Source organism: Aedoeadaptatus coxii (assembly GCF_001553115.1).
Lineage (GTDB): Bacteria > Bacillota > Clostridia > Tissierellales > Peptoniphilaceae > Aedoeadaptatus > Aedoeadaptatus coxii.
In genome coordinates this window covers 1-4,551 of record NZ_KQ960168.1, presented here as the reverse complement: position 1 = coordinate 4,551, position 4,551 = coordinate 1, and the positions used below count along the sequence as shown (strand labels likewise).

Sequence of the window (4,551 nt, the reverse complement as noted above, 5' to 3'; positions counted from 1 at the left end):
GAAGAACCTCCGGTGACGCCGCCGACTCCTCCGGAAGTACCGGAAAAGCCACCGAAAACACCGCCGGCCATTCCGCCGAGAAAACCGGGAGAATCTCCCCAAACGGGCGTAGGATCCGTAGTGCCTTATATGATGCTGGCATTGTCATCGAGTATGGGTCTCAGTTATATTCGCAGAAAGAAACATTAATTTAAAATGGAATGGCATGTGAAATAGCCTCAAATAAAAAAGAAACCTGCTTCAAAATAGGAGCAGGTTTTTTCGTGATTAAAAATTGAATAGAAACGTTCTATAGAATAAAAGGCGGGAATATGTTGGTGATAGGAATGTATAGGTATATAATAGTTGTGAAAAACAATATTTTTTATGATGAATAAAGTTCTCGTCGATATAAACCAGAAAGGAAGAGGCAGTGAGAAGATTACGTATTTTGTTGCTCTTCGTGTTGCTCTTGTTACCGAGCGGAGGAGCCGTGTATGCTCAGTCTGCAACGGATGTAGCAGAGCCGGAGACAACTCGGCAAGAAGCTGCAGCGACGATTTCAGAAAAGAAAGAAGCACCTGCGCAGAAAGAAGCCGAGCCGAAGACAAATGAGAAAGAACCGGATGCAACAGCGGCAGAACTGCCAGCTGTAGAATCGAGTGCAAAGGAAAAATCCGCCAGTGAGGGTTCGGAAAAAGCGGAAGCAATTAAAGCCGCCGAAACCGAAAAAGAGGAACCGGCGAAAGAGGATTCTAAAAATGAAGCTGATGTTGCAAAAGAAGAACCGAAAGAAATAAAAAAAGAGGACACAGCTTCCAAAACGAATCATGCAAAACGTGGTAAGGAAGAAAAAGGGAAAGCCGAAGCGGCTGGGAATAACGAGACGAAGGTCTTGAAACAAGGTACCGTTTTGAACCCGCAAATGTTGAGGAATCCCGCTCCCCAAAACGACGGGGAGATAAAATACAATGAGGTGATGGTAGGTTCTTTTGAGGAATTAAAACAAAAGCTCAAAGAGGCAAAGAACAACCCTACTAAAATTATCATCACCAAAGGATTTGAAATCACCGAAACCTTAACCATTGAGAAAGATCAAAACATTGTGTTGACGTCAAATGACGGCAAGAAAATGGACGATCCTTGGAAAAAGATCGAACAGCCGAAAGACTACGCCAAGGAAGGCGAAAAAAAGCAAAGAGAGATCATCAAAGAAGCCAGAGACCGAGGTGATAAAGCCATTAAAGCAGCCGAGAACGGCATTTCGGGTAATGAAGAATGCAACTATACATTCGATAGCGATGATATCGTCCTCAAGAGAGGATCCGGCTTCAGCGGAACTTTGTTTGAGATTCTGGGAAATCTCATTCTGGGCGACGAGAACCGTGCCGCCAATTTTGATGGAAACGAAACAGTAGGTACATTTTTTAGGGTTCAACAACATGGTGTGCTGACCCTTAAAAACGGTGCCATTGCCAACGGTAAAAACGACATTGCCGGACATGCACCTGTTGAAATCAAAGATGGCGGAAAGTTTATTATGGAAGGCGGCAGAATTACCGCCAACGAAATAAGAGAAGATACGCAATATTCTCTTAATGCAGGTGCTGTGATCGTGTCTCCTGGTGGAAGATTCATCATGAACAATGGAATGATCGATCACAATATAGGTGCCGCGGGCGGTGTATTGGCCGGGGGTTTATTTGGTGCGGAAGGTAAAGATATTGTAAAAAATCCTGAAAGCGCAGCCATTGTGGAAATGAACGGCGGCAATATTGTCTCTAATAGAACGCAGGGCGGTCGACAACTGGCCGGCGGTATCGCTATTTATACAGGTGGTATCCTTTATCTCAATGATGGGATTGTCGCTCATAATTTGGGGAATACGAGAGCAGGTGGAATTCTCGTTACAGACAATTATATAGCCGAAAGTCGTGAACATAACTTAAGGAAAGCAACGACATCGAGCATTCCTTATGATGAATATATGCGTGAGAATAATGCGGAAGCTAATTTCAAAGGTGGCTTAATTTATAAAAACACCACGCCTGAGCGGGGCGGTGGTATATTTGTGGATTCCAATCGCGTAACCTTTGAACGGGTAATGATTTTAAACAATACAGCAAAAACATTTGGCGGAGGCATTTATGTATCCTACGCACCGAGAACCCAAAAATTAGAAAATGTTTTAATTACTGAAAATCACGCCATTAAAGGCACTGTTGTTAGCCAAAATGACAATGGAACTCCGGGAACTGGAGGAGGTATTTGGAACTGTGCCTATGGGTCAAGCCATTTCGGCGACGGCCATAGTGTCTATGTTTACAATAATACATCTTACACCGGAAAAGGTGCCGATTACAGTTATGCAAAAAGAGGGGTTCCATTTGAATTAAACGGCAAGCGGATTGAAGATCAATTTTATATTTTTCTATCTTCAATTACAAAGGATCATCACTTTATAAAATTTTTAAATGACGACGGTAGTGGAAACCTCATACCGAAAAAGATGTCCTATGCAACAAATGAAATTCTCCTGAAGGCAATTTACGATAAAGCCTTAAAAACCGAAGCTTGGAAAAATTCGGGAACATTCATTCTCTGGAATGAATCCGGTAATGGAGCCGGATACGGCTCTAATGCGAATAACTATACCCCCAAGGATGAAGGAGGCGTCGAATTCCATTTTAAGAAGAAATGGGATGAAAAGATCGACAAGAGCGAATATGAAAATAAAGATATTCACGTGGATATTTTTATCGTTCCTTTGGATAAGGACGAAATCTATGTTCGCAGTCAATATGGCCAAGACCCCGACCTATATAAATACGGTGAAGTGGTCTTAAATCAAGGAAACAACTGGCAAGCAAGCTTCACTAAAAATGCGTACAGCAACTACACGTTGACCAAGGACAAGGGCCTTCCCTTTACTAAAGAACAATTGAAAAAAATGGGTTATAAGTACCTGGTTATGGAAAGGGAAACAAACTACGCTACGTCAATTGACGAAACGAATGCCAAAGCTCCCGTTCAACCGGGGACAGTTCTGATTACCAGAGACAAGTCCAAGGCATACGGAGGTCAGTATGACGAGAGCAATCACAATGCAGACTTCTACTTCTACGAAGTAAATCAAAATGGCACACTTTCCTACATTGGAAAATCTACAAAAGACGGCAATAGTGGTATTAATGCAGAATTTTCCCATGAAATTCTTTCCGGTGAGATCAAAGCGATTGTGCCTTACGGAAAAGAAAGAAAGTTAATTGAAAAAGAATGGGAACGTTATTTCGGCTATAGCGAAAATGCCGATAAGTATTCGATCTTTGTAGAAAGAAAAGAGGGTGGTATTGTCCTTCACGTGCCCTATATTTGGACAGAAGTATGGGATGAAGGGTCAAGTAGAATTAAAGTCGTGAAAAAAGACGTTTCTCCGGCAGAGAAAAAAGATTTTTATGGTTATGAATTTACTATTAGCAACAGACCCTTTACCGAAGCTAAGATTAAAAAAACCTGGAAGATGCTGACTGAAGAGGAAATTCGTGAGGCCCTCGGCGAGTACGGAACGAGCGCTGAGGTAAAGAACAGAGATATTCCGGATCAAGTCACATTCTATATCCTAAAAGACGGCAAGCGCATTGTGGTCGATTACAGGCGCGATACAAACGGAAAGGTCTACCCGATTTATAAAACCGTCACCCTGACGAAAGTGGGCGGCTGGCAAGGCGTTATTACCGAGCTGGATCCCCTGTATCTTGAAAAGAATCGTTATGGCATAAAAGAAGAGGCCTTGGAAGGCTTTAAAATGTCCTATAAGCTGAAGAAGATTCTGGTCGACCCTCGTGAGAATAAAGATGCTGAGAAAAACAATGTAAAAATTCAATTTCGTTTATCCAGAGAATATGCTTTTTTCTCATCGTTAGGTTCATGGATTATGAAACAACCCGGCTATATACCTCAAGATAGTAATGAAATCACGAATAAGGAACCTTTTAATAAATGGTTGGGTGATATTACCGTGCAACTCATCGTAGATGGTCAAATCAAAGAACAAAAAATCATGAAGTGGAATGGTAACACTGTCGAAGATGATGACTTGCTGTTTGGCTTTGATGATAAAAAACCAATTATAGTCGATGCTAATGGGCATAATATTAAAGTCAGATACTACAACAGTATGGATGAAAATTGGGGATGTCACGACACGGGGTATTCGACGATAAACCTTTACTTGAAGAAAGATAAAAAAGGTGCTTATACTTTATATGTTCCGAATATACTGGTCAATGGAAACTTTGCTAAAGTCTTCAAGGTTACCGAAAAAGATATAAGAGGATTTGGAAAAGATGCAAAGTATCCTGAAATAACGGATTTCAATCCGAACGCTGATAATCTGGAACCCTACTACGAATACGTTTTCGAAGTAACCAATCAGGAACTTCCTCCGGAAAAACCGCCGGAAGAGCCGCCTCATAATCCTCCTCACGAGCCTCCTCATGAACCGCCCCACGAACCGCCGACAACACCCCCGGAAACGCCTGAAGAACCTCCGGTGACGCCGCCGACTCCTCC

Annotated in this window: 1 protein-coding gene and 1 pseudogene; both read left to right on the top strand. The window is 42.2% G+C overall.

The window, feature by feature from the left end:
• A pseudogene (locus tag HMPREF1863_RS09190) lies at positions 1 to 189 on the top strand (hypothetical protein); the annotation flags it as partial.
• 223 nt (positions 190 to 412) lie between these two features.
• Positions 413 to 4,551: hypothetical protein (locus tag HMPREF1863_RS02055; RefSeq protein ID WP_157065062.1), on the top strand; the 4,139-nt coding region annotated here is incomplete at its 3' end.